The 17,125-nt window shown below is 68.4% G+C and carries 35 protein-coding genes; 22 read left to right on the top strand and 13 right to left on the bottom strand.

The window, feature by feature from the left end:
• Positions 1–169 precede the first annotated feature (169 nt).
• Entirely contained in the window at positions 170–1,462 is a 1,293-nt protein-coding gene (locus FOY91_RS06910; protein WP_145149453.1) for a tyrosine-type recombinase/integrase, read from the top strand.
• A 25-nt stretch (positions 1,463–1,487) separates the two neighbouring features.
• Here FOY91_RS06910 and FOY91_RS06905 read toward each other — a convergent pair whose 3' ends face one another.
• The 13 genes from FOY91_RS06905 to FOY91_RS06850 all read right to left on the bottom strand — a co-directional run bounded on the left by FOY91_RS06905 (position 1,488) and on the right by FOY91_RS06850 (position 6,719).
• Entirely contained in the window at positions 1,488–1,706 is a 219-nt protein-coding gene (locus FOY91_RS06905) for a helix-turn-helix transcriptional regulator (protein ID WP_238995287.1), read from the bottom strand.
• 8 nt (positions 1,707–1,714) lie between these two features.
• On the bottom strand, positions 1,715–1,837 hold the full coding sequence (locus FOY91_RS22590) for a hypothetical protein (protein ID WP_275265942.1): 123 nt from the start codon (positions 1,835–1,837) through the stop codon (positions 1,715–1,717).
• 74 nt (positions 1,838–1,911) lie between these two features.
• Entirely contained in the window at positions 1,912–2,163 is a 252-nt protein-coding gene (locus FOY91_RS06900) for a hypothetical protein (RefSeq protein ID WP_145149451.1), read from the bottom strand.
• A complete protein-coding gene (locus FOY91_RS21965) occupies positions 2,160–3,197 on the bottom strand; it encodes a hypothetical protein (RefSeq protein ID WP_203234511.1) in 1,038 nt (345 codons plus the stop codon). Before FOY91_RS21965 ends, FOY91_RS06900 begins: the two co-directional genes overlap by 4 nt.
• On the bottom strand, positions 3,194–3,409 hold the full coding sequence (locus tag FOY91_RS06890; protein WP_145149449.1) for a hypothetical protein: 216 nt from the start codon (positions 3,407–3,409) through the stop codon (positions 3,194–3,196). Before FOY91_RS06890 ends, FOY91_RS21965 begins: the two co-directional genes overlap by 4 nt.
• A 70-nt stretch (positions 3,410–3,479) precedes the next feature.
• Entirely contained in the window at positions 3,480–3,677 is a 198-nt protein-coding gene (locus FOY91_RS06885; RefSeq protein ID WP_145149447.1) for a hypothetical protein, read from the bottom strand.
• Positions 3,677–4,138, bottom strand: a complete 462-nt coding sequence (locus FOY91_RS06880; protein ID WP_145149445.1) for a hypothetical protein — start codon at positions 4,136–4,138, stop codon at positions 3,677–3,679. The genes FOY91_RS06885 and FOY91_RS06880 overlap by 1 nt, the downstream gene beginning before the upstream one ends.
• On the bottom strand, positions 4,138–4,419 hold the full coding sequence (locus FOY91_RS06875; RefSeq protein WP_145149444.1) for a hypothetical protein: 282 nt from the start codon (positions 4,417–4,419) through the stop codon (positions 4,138–4,140). The genes FOY91_RS06880 and FOY91_RS06875 overlap by 1 nt, the downstream gene beginning before the upstream one ends.
• Positions 4,416–4,796 (bottom strand): hypothetical protein, encoded by a 381-nt coding sequence (locus FOY91_RS06870; protein ID WP_145149442.1) that lies wholly within the window; start codon positions 4,794–4,796, stop codon positions 4,416–4,418. The genes FOY91_RS06875 and FOY91_RS06870 overlap by 4 nt, the downstream gene beginning before the upstream one ends.
• 164 nt (positions 4,797–4,960) lie before the next feature.
• Positions 4,961–5,098: a hypothetical protein gene (locus tag FOY91_RS21605; protein WP_162527167.1), complete on the bottom strand. Its 138-nt coding sequence runs from the start codon at positions 5,096–5,098 to the stop codon at positions 4,961–4,963.
• Positions 5,095–5,286 (bottom strand): hypothetical protein, encoded by a 192-nt coding sequence (locus FOY91_RS06865; RefSeq protein WP_145149440.1) that lies wholly within the window; start codon positions 5,284–5,286, stop codon positions 5,095–5,097. The genes FOY91_RS21605 and FOY91_RS06865 overlap by 4 nt, the downstream gene beginning before the upstream one ends.
• On the bottom strand, positions 5,283–5,771 hold the full coding sequence (locus FOY91_RS06860) for a hypothetical protein (RefSeq protein ID WP_145149438.1): 489 nt from the start codon (positions 5,769–5,771) through the stop codon (positions 5,283–5,285). Before FOY91_RS06860 ends, FOY91_RS06865 begins: the two co-directional genes overlap by 4 nt.
• A 360-nt stretch (positions 5,772–6,131) precedes the next feature.
• On the bottom strand, positions 6,132–6,719 hold the full coding sequence (locus FOY91_RS06850) for a LexA family protein (protein WP_238995286.1): 588 nt from the start codon (positions 6,717–6,719) through the stop codon (positions 6,132–6,134).
• Between the two features lie 92 nt (positions 6,720–6,811).
• On the opposite strand from FOY91_RS06850, the gene FOY91_RS06845 reads away from it, so the two are divergent.
• From FOY91_RS06845 to FOY91_RS06765, 21 genes are all read left to right on the top strand, one after another.
• On the top strand, positions 6,812–7,057 hold the full coding sequence (locus FOY91_RS06845; RefSeq protein WP_145149432.1) for a hypothetical protein: 246 nt from the start codon (positions 6,812–6,814) through the stop codon (positions 7,055–7,057).
• Positions 7,054–7,266 (top strand): hypothetical protein, encoded by a 213-nt coding sequence (locus FOY91_RS06840; protein ID WP_145149430.1) that lies wholly within the window; start codon positions 7,054–7,056, stop codon positions 7,264–7,266. The genes FOY91_RS06845 and FOY91_RS06840 overlap by 4 nt, the downstream gene beginning before the upstream one ends.
• A 196-nt stretch (positions 7,267–7,462) precedes the next feature.
• Positions 7,463–7,918 (top strand): hypothetical protein, encoded by a 456-nt coding sequence (locus tag FOY91_RS06835; protein ID WP_145149428.1) that lies wholly within the window; start codon positions 7,463–7,465, stop codon positions 7,916–7,918.
• A 48-nt stretch (positions 7,919–7,966) separates the two neighbouring features.
• Positions 7,967–8,128 (top strand): hypothetical protein, encoded by a 162-nt coding sequence (locus FOY91_RS21600; RefSeq protein ID WP_162527166.1) that lies wholly within the window; start codon positions 7,967–7,969, stop codon positions 8,126–8,128.
• A gap of 131 nt (positions 8,129–8,259) precedes the next feature.
• The gene (locus FOY91_RS06830) at positions 8,260–10,314 is read left to right on the top strand and encodes a ParB/RepB/Spo0J family partition protein (RefSeq protein WP_145149426.1); all 2,055 of its coding nucleotides are present in this window, start codon (positions 8,260–8,262) and stop codon (positions 10,312–10,314) included.
• Positions 10,311–11,048: a hypothetical protein gene (locus tag FOY91_RS06825; RefSeq protein WP_145149424.1), complete on the top strand. Its 738-nt coding sequence runs from the start codon at positions 10,311–10,313 to the stop codon at positions 11,046–11,048. Before FOY91_RS06830 ends, FOY91_RS06825 begins: the two co-directional genes overlap by 4 nt.
• Entirely contained in the window at positions 11,045–11,335 is a 291-nt protein-coding gene (locus tag FOY91_RS06820) for a helix-turn-helix domain-containing protein (RefSeq protein ID WP_145149422.1), read from the top strand. The genes FOY91_RS06825 and FOY91_RS06820 overlap by 4 nt, the downstream gene beginning before the upstream one ends.
• Positions 11,332–11,634 (top strand): hypothetical protein, encoded by a 303-nt coding sequence (locus FOY91_RS06815; protein WP_145149420.1) that lies wholly within the window; start codon positions 11,332–11,334, stop codon positions 11,632–11,634. Before FOY91_RS06820 ends, FOY91_RS06815 begins: the two co-directional genes overlap by 4 nt.
• Positions 11,634–11,873, top strand: coding sequence for a DUF2312 domain-containing protein (locus FOY91_RS06810; RefSeq protein ID WP_145149418.1), 240 nt, complete (start codon positions 11,634–11,636; stop codon positions 11,871–11,873). The genes FOY91_RS06815 and FOY91_RS06810 overlap by 1 nt, the downstream gene beginning before the upstream one ends.
• Positions 11,873–12,184 (top strand): hypothetical protein, encoded by a 312-nt coding sequence (locus tag FOY91_RS06805; RefSeq protein WP_145149416.1) that lies wholly within the window; start codon positions 11,873–11,875, stop codon positions 12,182–12,184. The genes FOY91_RS06810 and FOY91_RS06805 overlap by 1 nt, the downstream gene beginning before the upstream one ends.
• Positions 12,184–12,609: a hypothetical protein gene (locus FOY91_RS06800; protein ID WP_145149414.1), complete on the top strand. Its 426-nt coding sequence runs from the start codon at positions 12,184–12,186 to the stop codon at positions 12,607–12,609. The genes FOY91_RS06805 and FOY91_RS06800 overlap by 1 nt, the downstream gene beginning before the upstream one ends.
• On the top strand, positions 12,606–13,133 hold the full coding sequence (locus FOY91_RS06795; RefSeq protein ID WP_145149412.1) for a hypothetical protein: 528 nt from the start codon (positions 12,606–12,608) through the stop codon (positions 13,131–13,133). Before FOY91_RS06800 ends, FOY91_RS06795 begins: the two co-directional genes overlap by 4 nt.
• Positions 13,130–13,375, top strand: coding sequence for a hypothetical protein (locus tag FOY91_RS06790; RefSeq protein ID WP_145149410.1), 246 nt, complete (start codon positions 13,130–13,132; stop codon positions 13,373–13,375). The genes FOY91_RS06795 and FOY91_RS06790 overlap by 4 nt, the downstream gene beginning before the upstream one ends.
• A complete protein-coding gene (locus FOY91_RS21595; RefSeq protein ID WP_162527165.1) occupies positions 13,372–13,722 on the top strand; it encodes a hypothetical protein in 351 nt (116 codons plus the stop codon). The genes FOY91_RS06790 and FOY91_RS21595 overlap by 4 nt, the downstream gene beginning before the upstream one ends.
• Positions 13,719–14,561 carry a helix-turn-helix domain-containing protein gene (locus FOY91_RS06785; protein WP_162527164.1) on the top strand — a complete coding sequence of 281 codons (843 nt, stop codon included), beginning with the start codon at positions 13,719–13,721 and terminating at the stop codon, positions 14,559–14,561. Before FOY91_RS21595 ends, FOY91_RS06785 begins: the two co-directional genes overlap by 4 nt.
• Positions 14,530–15,084: a hypothetical protein gene (locus FOY91_RS21590; RefSeq protein WP_162527163.1), complete on the top strand. Its 555-nt coding sequence runs from the start codon at positions 14,530–14,532 to the stop codon at positions 15,082–15,084. The genes FOY91_RS06785 and FOY91_RS21590 overlap by 32 nt, the downstream gene beginning before the upstream one ends.
• On the top strand, positions 15,081–15,437 hold the full coding sequence (locus FOY91_RS06780) for a LexA family protein (RefSeq protein WP_145149407.1): 357 nt from the start codon (positions 15,081–15,083) through the stop codon (positions 15,435–15,437). Before FOY91_RS21590 ends, FOY91_RS06780 begins: the two co-directional genes overlap by 4 nt.
• A gap of 36 nt (positions 15,438–15,473) precedes the next feature.
• Positions 15,474–16,349, top strand: a complete 876-nt coding sequence (locus FOY91_RS06775; RefSeq protein ID WP_145149404.1) for a hypothetical protein — start codon at positions 15,474–15,476, stop codon at positions 16,347–16,349.
• 103 nt (positions 16,350–16,452) lie between these two features.
• The gene (locus tag FOY91_RS06770; RefSeq protein WP_145149402.1) at positions 16,453–16,635 is read left to right on the top strand and encodes a hypothetical protein; all 183 of its coding nucleotides are present in this window, start codon (positions 16,453–16,455) and stop codon (positions 16,633–16,635) included.
• The gene (locus tag FOY91_RS22585; protein WP_275265941.1) at positions 16,635–16,766 is read left to right on the top strand and encodes a hypothetical protein; all 132 of its coding nucleotides are present in this window, start codon (positions 16,635–16,637) and stop codon (positions 16,764–16,766) included. The genes FOY91_RS06770 and FOY91_RS22585 overlap by 1 nt, the downstream gene beginning before the upstream one ends.
• Before the next feature lie 65 nt (positions 16,767–16,831).
• The gene (locus FOY91_RS06765; RefSeq protein WP_145149400.1) at positions 16,832–17,035 is read left to right on the top strand and encodes a Flp family type IVb pilin; all 204 of its coding nucleotides are present in this window, start codon (positions 16,832–16,834) and stop codon (positions 17,033–17,035) included.
• Positions 17,036–17,125 lie beyond the last annotated feature (90 nt).

The raw sequence follows: 17,125 nt of genomic DNA, 5'->3' as shown, positions 1-17,125 counted from the left end.
TGCCGGGCCCACCATGCATGCAGCCGGCGGTGTTCCATCGCATTCGGAACCCGGCTAGAACACTGACAATTCAACCGAGAAAGCCGGGCGGCGCGTCCGGCCGCGTCCGGCGCGATACGCAGCCCTTAGGGGCACTCCGGGGGCAGCGAACCAGAAAGGTGGGGGCATCGTGGCTTTAACCGACGCTCATGCACGCAAGGCGAAGGCGGCCGAGAAGGGCTACAAGCTCGGCGATAGCGGCGGCCTGTACCTCTACGTCACCACCAAGGGGTTCAAATCGTGGCGGATGAAGTACCGATTCGCCGGCAAGGAAAAGCGCCTCACGTTCGGCCCATACCCCGAGGTGTCGCTCGCCGAGGCGCGCGAGCTGCGCGACACGGCACGACGGCAGCTGCGGGAGCACAAGGATCCTGACGTCGAGCGCAAGAAGGTCAGGGCGGCCAGCATCGCCAGTGCCGAGCTGACGTTCGACCGCAAGGCGCGCGACTGGCACGAATCGCAGCGTCCGCGCTGGTCGCCGGACTATCAGGATCTCGTTCTGCGCGCGCTCGATCGCGACGTCTTCCCGGAGATCGGTGCGCTTCCGATCGCAGACGTCACCGGCCCGATGGTGCTCGACATGCTCCGCAAGATCGAGAAGCGCGGTTCGATCGAGACGGCCAAGCGCGTGCGTCAGCACGTGTCCGCTGTGTTCGTTTACGCCATGTCCGAGGGGCTGGTGCCCAGCGACCCGGCGGCCAGCCTCGCGAAGGCGCTGAAGCCGTTGGCGAAGAAGGGGAAGCAGCCGGCGATCGTGGATCTCGGTAAGGCGCGCCAGCTGCTGATCGACACCGAGGCGTCGACCGCGGACCCGACGACAAAGCTCGCCTCCCGCCTGCTGGCGCTGACTGCCGTCCGGCCCGGGATCGTTCGCGCGGCCGTGTGGTCAGAGTTCGAGGGGATCGACTGGGCGGATCGCGATGCCCCCTCGCCGGGGGCGTTGTGGCGAGTACCAGCGTCGCGGATGAAACTGGATCTGGCCCGCAAGGGCGAGGAGGCTTTCGAGCACATCGTGCCGCTGCCTTGGCAGGCCGTAGACGTGCTGCGCGCGCTGCGCCGGCTGACCGGGCGAATCGCCTTTCTCTTTCCGAACGCGCGGACGACGCGGCTGCCGATGAGCGAAAACGCGATCGGCTATCTCTACAATCGTACCGGGTATCGGGGGCGGCATGTGCCGCACGGCTGGCGGGCCAGCTTCTCGACGATCATGAACGAGCGGTCGCGCGATCACGGCAAGGATGGCGACCGCGCCGTGATCGACCTGATGCTCGCTCACGTGCCGCAGGGTCTGTCATCGGCTGAGGCTGCTTATAACCGGTCCTCGCACCTGACGCGGCGGCGCGAGCTGGCGCAGGAATGGGCCGATGCGCTGTTCGACGCGCTGCCGCCGGCGAACGATATCCTTAAGGGGCAGGAGAGGTAGGCTGCCGCCTACGCTCGTCTCGACCTCACGCGGCGCGGCGCTCCCATGCCATCGGATCGGCCACCCAGGCGCTGACCTCCGATTCATACCAGCCCGCGCAGTTGGCGCTGATCTTGAACTGCGGGGGGAAGCTGCCGTCGGCGATCTTGGCATAGATCGTCGTCCGACTGAGCCCCGTGCGCCGTTTGACCTCCGGGAGCCGGATGATGTTGTCGGCGGCGCGATCGATCGCGCCGATCTTCACGGGGGCATTCACTCTTTAAATCCTTTCAGGGTTTCGTAGCTCCGGATGATCCCGATGATGTCGCCGCTCGCGAGCGCGACGGCCGCTTCGTCCAGCGCTGCGCGCATCATGGCGGCGGCGATGAAGCCCATAGGCACAGACTCGTAGAGAGGGATAAGCTCGCGGACGCGTGCCATTTCCTTTGGGATCTCGTGGCCAACACTGCTCATCCGATCGCGCCCGCTGCGATCATGTCGTCGACCGTCACCGAGGCGACGAACATCGGCCCGGCCGCGCCCGGTGCGCCGACGCCCAGCTGAGCAAGGATCTGCGGCGACACATCGACCCGCTCGAAGATCTCCGGCTCCAGCTCCGAAACCCAGTAGCCGAGCAATTCGCACAGGCGGCGCTCGCGCAGCTGGTGGTAGGTGCGGGCGGCGGACGGTTCCTCGCTGTTGCCTACGCGGATGATGGTCATGCCGCGTCCCCGCGCATAACAGCGCGCTCCTCGGGCGTGAGGTCGATCAGGTCGATCGCGGCCTTGGCATACGCCGTCGCATTCTGCGGTGCGCTAAGGATGCCGCCTAAGCAGGCCCGCACCATCGCGAGCTTGTCGTCAGCCGTCTCCCTCTGCTCCTCGGCGTCCTCCCCAACCGCCGTCACGCCCTCGCGGCGGATCGCGGCGCGCAAGTCTTCGGCATCCTCCGGCTCGCCGTCCCACCAGCGATAGGCGATCATCGCACACCGCTCCACGATCGCGGCTTCGTCGAGGGTGGGCGATGGTGCGGGCGGGGCGGCAGCATCGCAATCGTCGCAGGGATGCGGCCACCGGACGTTGTGCTTGCAGACGTGACCCGGCCCGATCTTACCCGCGTCTAGATCGCTCGCCGCCACACCCGCAGGCTGGACGAGAACGGTCGCGGCTTCGCTGATCGATGCGGACGGCGCGGGCAGGGTTGCCTCGGGCAGCGGCGAATACTTCGGCTTGGCCGCTTGCTTCGCGCGGATCTGCGCGACCTTGGTCCAGATACGCGCGAGTTCCGTCTCGGCCTCGCCGTGCATGTCCAGATTGTGCGCGAGACACAGCGCCGCGAGCGTCACCATCACGCCGCCAACCTCCTGCCCGGGCTGGCCGATCGGCCGTCCGAAGACATAGTCGACCAGCTGGTGCGCCTCGCTGGCGGTGCAGCCGCACGCCTGGACGAGTTCGAGCGCCTCTTCGAGGAAGCGGTGGTTCCGCTCCTCGCGATCGCCGGCGATCATCTCCCCGAAGCATGCCATCAGCCACGGCTGTACCCGCTGCTGAAACGGTTCAGCCGTCGGTTTGGCGTGAATGTCGGCAAGCGATGCCTTGGCCCTTGCATGGTGCGGGCCGAGCAGGCGAAGCACTGTCATCGAGGATTCGCCGCCGATGTCTTCGGCTTCACGGTCGACGGCATCGCATAGACGCTCGACGAGGTCGGTCTGCTCGGCGAAGATGGCGAGCGCGGTGCTCGGGTCGGTCGGCGTCACAGCTTGAACCTCCCTGCGCCACGATGTCGCTTGGAAGGTTCCTCGACAGCGTCGCGGCGAGCTCGAAACTCCTCGACGTGCTGCGCGCGCTCACGGCCGAGCTCACGGCCGAAGCGTACCCATAAAACTGTGCCGGCCACGAGCCCAATCAGGCCGAGCAAAAGGACGGCATAGATCAGGATAGTCAGGGCGGTCTGAAGCGTGTCGTTCACAGTCAGGTCTCCATGATTACGGGGTCGGCGCCGCGATCGCGCGGCAGGCGCACGTGGCCGGCGGCCATCGTCACCACATCGGCTCGTGCTGGGGCGCGATCACCTTCGTGACGCCTTCGCGCGTGCAGCGGACGACGGCGCCATCGGGAAAGCGCAGCCCGAGATCCCCGCATCGGAACACGGCGCGCACCCGGCAGCGCTGCATCGCGCGCTGTCGCATGACGCCGTCATAGGTGACGACGTCGCCCAGACTGATCGCCTCGGCCATCAGCGCCCGCCGCTTTCGAGGCGTAGCTGGCCAGGGGTGCCGCCAGCATACTGGTCGGCGATCGGGGCGCTGATGCTGTCGTAAACGGTCGCCCCTCCGGGCAAGACGACGTTGGCGAGGAATGCCTGCTCGAAGGTCTCCACCCGGCTCTCGACACTCTCCAGCTTCGCTTTGATGACGAGCAACAGCGCCCGGGCGCGCTGGCGGTGGCGTTGGGCGAGGATGTCCCGCCGCCGCTGCGCCGTCAGCGTACTGCCCCTACCGTCGACGCTAGGCATCTCGTCGATTGCCGGAAGGATCACGCAAAAGCGGATCCTGCGATCGGAGAGGAAAAACTCGATAGTGAAGCTGCCTGGTTCCTCGACCTGGCCGATGCGCACTGCGCCCGCCTTCTTCAATAGGCCGATGATCTCCGCGATCGACTTTTCGACCGCGACGGTCGTGGTTTCCGCATAGGCCATCAGCCAACTCCCCCCATCTGTGCCGCCAGCTGTGCGACGGCGCGTGCCGTGCGCGGCGATCGGCGCGGCTTGCGAGCCGGCGTTGGATTGGCGGCGTGCCAGCGCGCGGCCGCATCGAGCGCGGCGCGGTGGACGCGGCCGCCCTCGGCCTCGTTCCGCCACGAGCGGTTGAGCGCATTCCGCAGCCGGGGCGGGGTGTGGCCCCAGCACGCGCGGCACATCGGCAGGCCGGCTGGCGCCGGGTTCGCGCAGCCGGCGATGCCGCAGGGCTGGACGCTCATAAGCCCCGGCCGGGGCTGGAACGCTTCGTGCGCGGCCGCGAAATCGAGCCGTCGCGATAGACGAGCTTGCGATGCCCCGCCGGCGACAGCACCTCGACGCGGCCATCCCGCCGCTCGGCGCCGAGAACGGGGCACTCGAGCACGTAGACCGGCATCGGCTCGCCCGGGCGGTGCTCCCACTCCCGGGCCGTCGCGACGCTGCGCACCTCGATCACCGCGACGGAGTCGGGGTCGATGCCGTCGAGCCGCATGATGTGCAGCTGCCGGGCAGTGAACTTGGCACCCTCCTCGCGGGAGCCGCGCCACGAGTTGATCGCCGAAGGCGTGATGAGGCCGCGATAGCGGACGCGGCGGAGCTCGACCGGTGCGGGCCGCATCAAAGCGGTGTCCGATCGGGAACGGTGACGATCTGCACATCGACCTCGGTGGTTGGCAGCGGCCGGCCTCGACGACCGCTGCGATGGGGGAAACTGCTGCGGAAGCGCAGCCGAGGCCCGGCCGGGGGGAGGGCAAACTCGCCGGCCGGTTTTCGGGGAAGGGATCACAGAGCGCGCCACCATGCGGCGATCGCCGGCGCCAGCCAGCAGAGGCCGATCATCACGGCGCCGGCGCTGGCGCCGATCAGCATGGCGCCGATCGCGCGCGGCGCGGCGATACGGGGTGCGGGACGCGCGGTCATGCCGGCGTCGCCACGAGGACGGCATAGCCGACCAGCAGCAACACCATCACGCGAAACGCTGCAATGCGAATGCCGCGTAGGGCCGCCCTGTCGATCCCGGCGATTCCTGTTTCGGCCGTGGCGACGGGGCAGGGCAAAGCGGCGCCGGTCGTGGCGTCGCGATAGCGGGGCAGGGCGCGCGCACTCATGCCGCCGCGCTCCGGGCCTGGTCATAGTCGCGCAGCGCGCGCTCGGCGGCGTGGAACGCGGCCTGCCGCTCGCCGTGGATCCGCTTCGCCGATCCGAGGCGGGTGCCGGCGGCCTCCATGGCGTGCCGGCTATCGAGCAGCGCCCCCTCGAGCGCGCGGCGCGCCTCGTCGACGGTCGGGTCGCGCGGCGGCAGCGGGCTCAGGTCGGGCGCGCCGCCGTGATCGCGGCGCAACTTGCGCTCGAGCGTTTCCCGAAACAGCGTGCGATCGTAGCCGATGCGATCGGCGAAGGCGTCGAGGTCGGCGCCCAGGCGCTCCACCTGTTCGCGCTGGCGCGCCTCGGCATCGAGGCGGCGGGGCGGGACCATGTCGTAGACGCGACGCGCGGCGGCGAGATCGGCAGCGGGTTGCAGCGCGTCGAGCGCCGCCTGATTGGCGGCATGATCGCTGCCGAACGGATCCCAGACATTGTGAGTGTGAAGCATGTCGAGCCTCCCGCTACCGGGCCGGACGCAGGAGGCGTCGGTCGGAGCGTGTCGCCGACACCTATGCGATAATCGCATATAAGGCGCAAGGCACAATCTGCGATGATCGCAGGTGTCAGGTTTGCCGTTGATCCATGTTCTGTCTTTGTTCTAATTCGACGTGGCAAAGGGAGCGAGCCAGTGGCGACAGGCGTCGATGAGTACAGGGTTGTCGTGTTCGGCCAACCTCGCGGGCCTTGGCGACCGACGCGCACTCAGGCCCATCGCGACGCGATCGAGCTCGACCTCGGCTCATACGATGAAAAGGGACAGTTCTACGTCACCGTGCCTGGCGACATCGAGCATCGCGAGAGAGTGGTCCTACGGCTTCCGACGCGGCGCATCCCGTGTGGTGTACGAGAATACCCGCCCGAGTATCTTGATTGGCTCGCTACCCAAGGCGATCTCGCGGTGCGCCGAATTACTTGAGCACGGGATCAAGCGGGCAGGGTCGGCTTGAAACTCCTTGAAGGTTTTATCGCCGTCCGCCGTCATGATGACATAGCGCTTTCCGGGCCAAAGGGCAGTATCGTCAGGGTCTATTACGATCGATGCACCATCCGGCACGATCAAATCCATCGAGTCGCCTCTCACGGTCAGCGCGTATGCACCTGCCGGAGTTTCAGGATCAGACACGAGAAAGCGGCGGCCGCCGAATTCTTCTGCAGCCCGAAAGTCGCTGGCCGGCACGGATCCCAACCACGGTATAGACCGGACCGGCCGGGCCTCGTCTATGCTCTCATCAATGATTGCGGACCGGACCGCATCCATCTCCTTCACGCTCAACTGGCGGCGGGCTTTGCCCCAGTGTTTCGTCAGATGGTTTTCATCGATCCCGAGCGCGATCGCAGCGGCCCGCACGGAGCCGAACTTAGCCTTCAAGGCGTCACGTAACTGTTCCGGCGTCATGCCTTTGTGAACCGCACGTCTGCGATTATCGCAACTGCTCATATCGCAGAAAGGTCTTGCGCCAAATCTGCGAATGTCGCAGAAGCGCGGTTATGGACACCTACGCAAATCGGCTCATCGATGCTCTCGGCGGAAGCACGAAAGTTGCTACGCTCATCAACGCGCCGCTTTCGACCGTCCATAGCTGGCGGCGCATCGGCATCTCGAAGTCGCGCTTGGATCACGTGAAGCTAGCCGCGAAGGCTGCCGAGATATGCATCGACTGGGATAATCCTCCCCCGTCACGTCGGGAGCGACAGAACGCCGCTGCTACCAATTCGGCGGAGATCGCGGCGTGACCGCGCCGATCGCCTCGTTCGCCGATCTCGTCCAGGTCGAGCGCGAGGGCCGCGACCTCGGCGAGTTCCTCGCGGATTTCGTCGACGCGCGGCTCACCTATCACCGCCTCATCTGCGGCCAGCCGGGGTCCGACTGGCGTGTCGGCCAGCCGCAGGCGCAGTGCTGCACCCGATCCGATTGCCCGATGGTCCGAAAGGACGCGGCATGACGCACCCTCTTCCCCAGCGCGCGGCACCGCCGTTGCCCGCGCTCCCTGCACGGCGGCGCCCTTCGGGTCGCTCCACGCGCCGCCGTGCCTTTCTATCGCGGGGCGCTCGGCCCTTCGGTTGCGCGGCGGCAGCTGTCTCCGATCGGGGCCGCCGCGCATGTCTTTCGATTTCCCCTGTCTCATGTCGAGGTGATGCATGATCGCGAGCGAACCGTCAGCGGACGAGGCCTCGATCGTCGGCCGTGATCGCGTCCGGCATGTGATGCAGGGCGTCCTGCGCGCCGCGAACCGCGACTGGACCGACGAGGCGCTCGAAGCGGCATCCGGCATCAAGGCGCGGGCGATCAAGGCCTACCGCGTCGAGGGCAAGGAAATGCCGTTGTCGGCCGCGCTGAGCCTCGCCGTCGTGCTGGGGGCGCGTGCGCTCAACCCGCTGCTGGCGACGATCGGCTATGTCGCGCGCCCGCTGGACGAGGCCGAGCAGCTGCACCCCATGCAGATCGTGGCGGACAGCCTGCGCCACTTCAGCACCATCGCCTCGGCAGCATCTGACGGGCGCATCGACCATACCGAGCAGCCGTCCTGCCAGGAGGCGGCCGACATGATCATCGCGACGGTGCTGCCGCTCTCGAGCGCCGGCAAGGCCGCCTGACCCCGCAAGGAACCTGATCGCCGGCGCGGCGCCGGCAGGAGAACACCGATGGACGGAAGAAAGAGCGCTGCGCCTCGCGCGCCAGCGGGTGAAAACGCGCGTCTGGCCGACGCCGACGCGATGCAGCTGGATCTGCTCGGCGGCCCGGCCGTGCCGGCGGCGCTGACGCCCGTCTATGCGCCAGCCTGCCCCCCCCCGGCCACGGCGTGAGGGGCAGGGCTGATGCGTAGCATCGCGCCACCCTGCGCCAGCCATTCCCGCACCACCCCAAGCACTGGAGGCGCCGGCGATCCCGCGCCGGCGCCTCCGTTCACCCCGAACACGATCGGAGCGACCCACCCATGAGCATCCCCGTCCCCCTCGGCAAGCTCGAGCTTTCGCCGATGAACGTCCGCCAGCACGACGACGGCAGCGGCACTGCCGACCTCGAGGCCTCGATCCTCGCGCACGGCATGCTGTCGCCGCTGATCGTCCACACCGTCACGACCGCGAAGGGCAAGGCGACCGGGCGCTACGGCGTGCTGGCGGGCGGGCGGCGGCTGCGCGCGTTGCAGGCCCTGCGCGATCGCGACGCGATCCCGGCCGACCATCCCGTCGAGGTGGTCGTCCGCGACGAGGAGGCCGGGCGGTCGACCGAGATCTCGGTGATCGAGAACACCGCGCGGGTGGCGCTGCCGCCGATCGAGGAGTTCCGCGCCTTCGCCAAGCTGGCCGCGGATCCGGCGATGGACACGGCGGCCATCGCGCACCGCTTTGGCACGACCGAAAAGCACGTGCGCCGGCAGATGAGGCTCGGGCAGGTGCATCCCGCCATTCTCGAGGTCTATGCCGCAGCCGGCATGTCGCGTGACGCGGTGGAGGCCTACGGCAGCACCGCCGATCAGGCGTTGCAGCACAGGGTGTTCGAGGCGCAGCGGGCGGGCGGGTACCACCATGCACACTCGATTCGACGCGCGATCCAAACGAGCGGCTCCGCCTACGATCTCGCGAAGATGCTGCGCCTCGTCGGCCGCGATGCCTACGTCGGCGCTGGCGGTGCGATCGAGGAGGATCTGTTCGCCGACGGGCAGGTTCGCATCGTCCACCCCGGCACGCTCGGCGATCTCTATTTCGCCCGCATCGAGGAGGAAAAGGCGAAGATCCTCGACGCGGTCCCGGCGTGCGTCAGCGAGGTCGAGACGATCGCGCCAAGCTGGAGCCGTGCGAGGGTCGAGTTCGAGCCGGTGTTGACCGACGAGCAGCGCGCGCGGCGGCGTGAGATCGACGAGCGTTGCGACGTGATCCACGATCGCCTCGAGCAGATCGCCGAGCCGGCCGACGAGGGGATCGTCGCCAACGTCGAGGGCGACCAGCCAGAGGTCGAGCGGCTGCTCGCCGAGCGCGACAGGATCGAGGCGGAAAGCGAGGCGATCGTCGACGGCGCCGAGAAGCAGCTGCCGGCCGGCCCGATCGTCGCGGTGGCGGTGGAAGGCGAGGGCGGCCTCCAGCTGCGCGGCTATTACCGCCCCGAGGGCTGGCGCGAGGATGCCGGTGCCGATGGAACCGGCGCGGTGGTCGAGCAGCATCGCTCGATCGAGGCGGCGGCGAAGGCTGATCACGGCCTGACCTCGGCCGCGATCGACGCGGTGCGCATCACGCGCCGCATGATCCTGCAGGCGGCGCTGCTCGACGGCACCGAGGCGGTGGCCAAGCCGGGCGCGTTCCAGATCGCCAACGACTTCCTCGTCTTCACGACGCTGCGCAACCTGCTCGCCCGCGAGACGTCGGCCGCGCTGGGTGTCCACGCGCTGCCGCAGATGATCCACGACGACGCGGCGGTACGCGAGCAGCTGAAGGACCATGCCTGCCTCAGGTCGGTGGCCGCGTGCCTCCTGTCGGCAAAGGATGCCGCCTGGATCACCGAGCCTGACCTGCAGGCGGCCTTCGCCATGTTCAGCGAGGCGCCGGCGCACACGCGCGGCTTCGCGGCGGCGCTCGCCACCGGCCTGATCCTATCGCGCACGCTGGCGGCGCCGGGCTTCGGCAACGTGCTGCACGACCAGCTCGGCTTCATGCTCGGGCTGGGTGACGAGGAGATCCGCGCGCTGTGGTCGCCCGACGCGACGTTCTTCGACCGGCTGGCGAAAAAGTGGCGCATCGCGGCCGTCGCCGAGGTGAACCCGGTGATCGCCAAGGCCATCGAGAAGCTGCCGACCGGCGAGATCAGCCGCGCGTGTGAGCGTTTCTTCCGCGCCGACGACGACGCGCAGCGCGAGTTCGGCATGATGCCCGGCACGGTAACGCACGCCCGCCGCTGGGTGCCCGCCTACCTGCGCTTCATCGAGACGGAGGCCGGTCCGACGCTTTACGAGCGGATGGCCGACGAAGATGCGGGCGAGGGGAGGGCGGCGGCATGACGCACTCCCGCGCGAACAAGCAGAAGCTGCTGGCGTGGATCACCCACGCGATCGAGCATGGCGAGCCTCTTCCCACCGACGCCCAGGTAGCCGACGAATACGGCTTCCGGTCGACCGAGCTGGCGCGGACGCTGCTGGCGGACCTTGCCGATGAGGGCAAGCTGACCGTTCGCACAACCGGCGGGGTACGTGAGATCACGCTGGGACGTCGGGCGCCCGGCGCGATCCAGGCGGCCCGCCCGCTTCCCACCCCGGGGAAGCGAGCGATCGCCGCCGATGATCCTGAGGTGGACGCGATCGTCGCGAAGATCGCGGGCATCGTTGGCCGGCCGGTCACGCCATCACCGGCACCGGCACCGGCCCCGGCCCCGGCACCGCCCCCACCCGAACCTGCATCGCTTCCCGTCACGACCGCGCCGGAACGCGCCGAAAAACGGAAGACGCTCGGCGCGATGGTGACGCCAGCCGTCTTCGAGCAGGTCAAGGAGATGGCCGCCCAGCGCAACGTCGCCACCGGGAGGTTCGCCGCCGAATTGCTGGACGTGGCGCTGGCAGGGCCGCCGGCCGGGGCGACCATCGCCCCCGAGCCCGCCGGGAAGCCCAAGCTGCGCGCCGCCGTGCTCCGCGCGGCTCGTGAGGATCCGCGCCCCTTCGACGAATTCGTCACCGCGCTGATCGACCTCGGCCTCGAGAGCTATCTTGAGTTCCGCGGGCTGGGGAGGGCAGCGGCATGAGCGCCGTGGCCGACCGCAGGAACGCGGCGCTGCTCAGGTGGCTCGAGGCGTGCGCTGCGCATGGCGATGCTTGCCCGTCCGGCACGGCAATAGCCGAGCGCTTCGGGCTCTCGCCGTGTCGTGGAACGGAGATGCTCGACCGTCTCCAATCGACGGGCCTCATTACGATCGCGGGCTCGCGCGGCCGCAAGGTGGTGACGATCGTCGCCACCGGCCGCGCCACCGTAGCGCCGCAACCCATGACCCCGCCACGCCGCGCGCGTGGCCGCATCGGAGCATCAGCATGAGTGATTTCCAAGACCAGCAGCTTTCCGTCGAAATCGTTGACGGCCGCCTGCTCATCTCCATCGGCACGGGCCTTCTGGTTCATGCCGTCACCAATGGGTCCGATTTCTGGGACGAGGTTGAGCTCGTCGTCACCGATCCCGAGGCCTTTGCCGCCGCGATCGCGGCCGAGCTTGAGCATGAAGAGGAGGACGGCACGACGCCGGTCCACCGGATGCTCGACAAGGCGGCAGAGCGGGCCGTCGAGAACGGCTGCGACGGCGTTGACGAAACCCCCGCTGACGAGCGGGAGGACGGTTGATGTCCGACAACGTGGCAGCCGAGCAACTGCGCCTCTTCATCGAACGCATCGAGCGGCTCGAGGAAGAGAAGAAGGGGATGAGCGACGACATCCGCGACGTCTACCTCGAGGCCAAGTCGCAGGGGTTCGACAGCAAGACCATGCGCAGCGTCATCCGGCTCCGGAAGATGGAGAAGGATGCGCGCGATGAGATGGACGCGCTGCTCGAAACCTACCGCAACGCGCTGGGGCTGCAGTGATGGGCGCCGGCAAGCCATCGCTTCAGGATCTGGCGAACCTCCCCGGGTTCGGCACTGCGGCCGCCGGCGTGCGCCAGCACTATGATCCGCAGTGGAAGCTGTTCGAGGTCGAGGATCCTGAGAGCGCCATCGTTTGGCGCGTGGAGGTCGAATGGTCCGAGACGACTTATGAAACCGAGACCTACGACATCCGCGCCGACACCGAGGAGCAGGCCCAGAAGATTGCGCGCGGTCGCTTCGATGACGACTGCCCTGGGTCCGGCGGTGAGATCGACATCGAGAACGTCAGCGCCTCGCGGGTGACGCACTAATGGTCGCCGCCTACGACTACGTCCGACGCCGCTACGGGGTGGACCCGATCGTCGGTCGCGCGGCTCGCCATCTCGAAACCGGCGAGGATTGCGTGATCGCCCGGCCGGGCCGTTCGCAGCAGCACTATGTCCGCGTCCGGTTCGCCGGCAGGCGCCACGCCGCCAACTCACACCCTACGGCGCTGGACTATGACCCAGCGCCGCGCATCGCGCTCGAGGCGCTGACGGCGCCGCTGGTCGCGTTCTTCGCGGCCCAGCCCGTGAGGATCTGGTCAGGGGAGCATCGCGCCTGGTGGCGGCCCGACTGCGCCGGCTACACGGTGCACGTCGACCGTGCGGGCATCTACTCGCTTGGCTATGCCTACAGCGCAACATCCCATGTCGGACCCGAGAAGCAGGTCAAGTTCGAGCAGGTGCGTGCGTGACGCCCGGCGAGCGATCATGGCTCGAGCGATCGATCGCCGCATGGGGCGAGCAGGCGGCGCAGATGCAGCGCATTGCCTGCACGCGCCAGTCGATCATCAATCGCGCCGGCGGCCTCGAGTCGGTCGTGGACGGCCTGCGCGCGCGGCTGGCCGCTGCGCCCGCCGCGCCGGCGGAGGAGCCCGCGCCGGCACCGGCCGCCCCGATCGCCGCCGACGAGGCCTTGCCCGCAACCGGCATGGGCGACTTCGGCCGCTATCAGGCCGAGGCGGAGGCCGGCGCCCGTGCGGACCCGATCTGGTTCATGCGCAGCAAGCGTGCGGGCATGATCTACAGCGCGATGGTCTGCCGACGCTTCGGCGATCACGAAACGGCCGCGCGGTACGAGGTGCGCGCCGATCGGGCCGATGATGCTTGTCGCGCCCCCGGACGCGTCAATGCGCCGGCCCCGGCCCCGATAGACATGCGGCCACCACCCATCGCCCTGCCGTTCACGGCCGGCCCGCAACTGGACCTCTTCGCATGACGTGCGACCATATCACCCTCCCGGGCGGCGGCTCCGCGATCGTCTGCTCGTCGCGGCGGCGCCAGCGCTGCAAATGCGGCCGGCCGGCGACCTTGGCCTGCGACTGGAAGGTCACCACCCGCAAGAGCGGCACCTGCGACGCTCCCTTGTGTGCGGGCTGCAGCACGTCGCCGGCGGCGGGCAAGGATCTGTGCCCCACGCACGCGGTCGCCTTCGAGGCGTGGAAGGCGGCTCGACCATGAGCGGGATGTTCGACCTGTTCGGCGACGCGGACCTGGCGCCGGCGGTGGCGCCCCGGCGTCAACCGGCGCCGGCGAAGCATCAACCCGCGGCGCCTGTCTGCCCGCCGAATGAGCCGGCCTGTAAACCGGTGGCGCCGGCGCTGGCGTCGTCGACGTGGGCGTACATCCACCCTGCCACTACGCCTGCCGGCCTGATTGCTTTCGTATGCATGTGCGGCGCGCGAGAGGATCGGCCGGCGCCGGCGCTCGACAACGTCACCTGCTGGCGATGCCACGAGCCGGAGGGCATGCGGCCCCGGCCTTGGCGTCCAGCGGCGGCCGATCTGGCGCGGCCTTTCCGCATATGAGCATCCGCATCATGAGTGCAGTGTGGTCGCTCGCACTGCCCGACAGCGAGAAGATCGTTCTCCTCGCGCTGGCGGACTGCGCGAACGACGAGGGTGTCTGCTGGCCCTCAATGGCATCGCTGGCGGCGAAGTGCAGCAAGACGGACCGGACCGTTCAGGCGGCCGTTAAATCGCTTGTCGTCGCTGGTCACCTGTCGCGCACGGAGCGGCCGGGCAAGGGGGTGCTTTACACTGTTCACCCTGACCGCACCCCGGAAACGGCTTCGGGGGCGAAACCGCTGCGCCCCGAAAGCACGACACCCCCGAAGCCAGCGACGCCAACCCCCGAAGCCGCTTCGGACAAACCGTCAAGAACCACCATCTCTCCTTCGAAGGCTACGCCTTCTTCGGAGCGCGAGGGCGGGGGCATGGCGGTTTCATCCGATCAGCCTCAGCCGGAAGCGAGCGGCACCATGGGTCCGGCACCCGGTAGCCCTGTATCCGCCAAACGCTGGAAGGGCATGCCACCGCCGGCAGCCGTCTCCGATGAGCAATGGGCCGGGTTCTTGGCGATGCGCCGGGCCAAGCGGCAGACGCTGACACCACGAGCCTACGAGCTGCTCTGCCGCAAGCTTGTGGACCTGACCGAGGCGGGTTGGCCGCCGGGGGATCTGATCGATCTCGCCGTCGAGCGAAACTGGACCACCGTCTACGAACCCCGGAACGAAAGATCCCCGAATGCCCAACGACATCACCAGGACAGTGGCCGGCGAGACGGCCCCGTCAACCCGATGGTCCGCGCCGCAGCTGACGACATCGCTCGCCGCCATGCTCGCGGTGAACGCGATCTGGAAGGATAACGACGCGCTCCCGGTGCTGAATGCCGAGGACAAGGCCTGCGCCGAGCGCGCGCTGGCGACCTACGATGCCGCTCCGCGCGGCTCGACTCCGGGGCGCATTTCCAAGTTCATGGCTACGCTTGCGATCCTCTATCCGGCTGCAAAGCTCACAGATCCGGAAGTGGAGTTGCGGCTCGAAGCGTACCAGATCGCACTGGCTGACATCGACGCGGACGTGCTGGCGCGCGCTTTCGACGCGGCATCCAAGACCTGCCGTTTTTTCCCGTCGGTTGCCGAGATCCGGGAGTGCGCACGCAAGGTGCCCGCACCAGACCGCATGATCGATGCCTGCCGGCTTCGGACGCTGCTGCTGTCACAACCGGCGGTGCCGATTGAACGGGCACCGTCGGTGCCGCTGACGGGGGAGGACATCAGGCGCATGTCGTCCGAGGTGAGACGGCTGGGTTTGAAGTGTGGTGCGCTGACGCAGGGCGAGATTGACGAGGCACTCGATGGCTACGAGGGGGCGATCGCGGCCGAATGAAGCAGTCCAGCCGCTCCACCAGCCAGCGCGTGCTGAGCGCGATCCGCGCGTACTTCGCCGACCACGAGATCCCGCCAAGCCATCAGGACATCGCCGAGCGCGCCGGTATCGCGTCCAAGCGGGTGCAGGGCTACGTCGAGAAGCTCGCGGCCGGCGGGTATCTGACCTACACGCGCCGCGTTGGGCGCTCGATCCAGCTGACCGATCGCCTCGCGAACTATTCGACCGACGACGTGCGACGGGCCTGCGCCGCGCGAGGGCTCTCTATCGTCAGCCTCGATCCGGCGCCGATCGTCGAGGGGGTGGCAGATTGGGGGCTGCCGCTGCTCGATAAACTCGACGACATACCGTGAACGCTGCCCGTCCCGGGTCGGCCGACCGGGGGTAACATGGGCAAGGGCACGAAGGTTCGGACGACGGCGAAGCGCGACGTGCTGGCCGACACCGCGGCGGCATCCGATCTGCCGCACGCTCAGCGCGACAGCGCACGCCTGCACCTTGCCGAGACGAACATCGTTGATGGCCACACCCGCACCGCATCGGAAACGGTGCGCCGTCTGACGCGGGTCGAGCTGCTCGAGCGCGCCGGCGTGCTCGAGCGCCACGAGGCGCAGGCCTGTGACTGGTACGCCGAGATCGCGGCGCTCGCCTGGGACACGACCGGCTGCACCGCCAATTACGAGGGCGGGCGAGGGGGCGGCGGCGCGGCGCATGCCCCTGACAGTCTGATGGCCCGGTTCCAGACCATCGCCGACGCCCGGGCCGATTACGCCGAGGCCCGCAAGATGCTCGGGGAAACGATGGGTGACGCGTTCGAGGCGATCGTATGCAGGAACGAGGCCCTCGGTCCGGCCGCCGCCACCGCCTTTCCCGAGCTGAAGCGCAGCCAGGCGGGGGAGCGCCTGCGCTCGACCGTGAAGTTCTGCGCCAATGTGCTCCACCAGCGTTTCGGCAAGCTCATGGGCTGGCTGGAAGCGGCGGAGCGGGTAGCCCCCCGTCCGGCGGTGGCGCGCGCGCCCACGCCAGCCCCGGCGCCGGTCGAGCGGCAGCTGCACCAGGATGTGGTCGACGCGGTCGCGGCGGCGCACCGGGATGGGGTTGCGCCCGACGAACTGTGGATGGCAGCGACCTGCCATGCCGCGCTCTGCCGTGAGCTTCGCCTGTCCCAGATAGTCGAGGTCGAGGGGTTGCTCGTCGTGGTTCGTGATGACTGGCGCTGGGGCTATGTTCCCATCGCCAGTGGCCGGGTGGCGATGGCCGCCTGATCGTTCAGGTTGACGACCGGCAAAACTTAGGGCAAATCGCCACCATCCGAATATGCGCCCGGGGTCGAGAGGCCGCCGGGCTTTTCTTTGCCCGGAGGCGATGATGGCCCAGCCACTCCCCGAGCGTCGCCTCAGCCTGTCCGAACAGATCAGCGAGCAGGTTGACCGCCTGTGCTCGCTGGCAGTGGTCGCGGCCGACGAGCGCCGGCCTCACCAACGCACCGAGCAGCTGCTCGACGGCCTCGATGAAGTCGGCCGCGCATGCCGGCGTCTTGGGCGCGGCTGATGGACGAGGGGCTGCGCCTGTTCGTCCGGTGCGTTGGCGTGCTGGTCATGCTGATGCTTGCCAAGGATGAGCCGCTGGTGCGCCTGCCGATCGAACAGGCGGTGCGGCGGATCGTCAGACGGCTGGATTAACCAGATCCTTAGACGTCGCCGGCTACGTGCATCAGTTCCCAGCCTTGGCGGATCAGGAGCGTCGAATGCCCCGCAGGCTTCTGAACTGCGTGAAGGGTGCGACAGCAATCGAGTACGGCTTGCTCGCCGCCTTGTTGGCGCTCGTTCTGGTCGTCGCGCTGCCGGCGCTGACGCACGAGCTCAGGTCGAACTTGGTTCGCGCGCGTGAGGGGATGAAGGGCAAGCCTTGCTCGAGCGATCCGCTCGCAGGTGGAACCCAGTGCGGCTGAGGTAGCCCCCCCCCTTTTGGGTCCTTCCGGGGCCAAATCGTATACGGGGCGCAAAGGCGCGTAGCTTTCCCAGCTATGAGTTCTGAAAGG

Source organism: Alterirhizorhabdus solaris (assembly GCF_007785815.1).
GTDB lineage: Bacteria > Pseudomonadota > Alphaproteobacteria > Sphingomonadales > Sphingomonadaceae > Alterirhizorhabdus > Alterirhizorhabdus solaris.
The sequence above is the reverse complement of the archived record's forward strand: the minus strand, read 5'-3'. Positions and strand labels throughout refer to the sequence as shown.